1 protein-coding gene is annotated in these 273 nt (G+C 61.9%); it reads right to left on the minus strand.

Annotated elements, in window-relative coordinates:
* A partial coding sequence (locus LD028_RS08980; protein WP_237811613.1) for an Hsp70 family protein occupies positions 1 to 273 on the minus strand: 273 nt, incomplete at both ends.

The raw sequence follows: 273 nt of genomic DNA on the forward strand, positions 1-273 counted from the left end.
TGACGCGGTCGATGTCGTTTGGCGTCAGTCCCGCATCTTCAAGCGCTTGGCGTGTCGGTCCCATGGTGCGCTCAACCAGGTGCGCGGACAGCTCTTCAAACTTGGCGCGGGTCAGGTTTACCTCCAGGTGCTTCGGACCGGTCGCGTCCGCGGTGATGAACGGCAGCGAGATGGTCGTGGTCAGCACGCCGGAGAGGTCTTTTTTCGCTTTTTCCGCGGCGTCTTTCAAACGCTGCAGCGCCATGCGGTCCTGGGACAGGTCGATGCCGTGTT

Source organism: Anoxybacillus sp. LAT27 (assembly GCF_022030075.1).
Classification (GTDB): Bacteria; Bacillota; Bacilli; order Bacillales; family Anoxybacillaceae; genus Anoxybacillus; species Anoxybacillus kestanbolensis.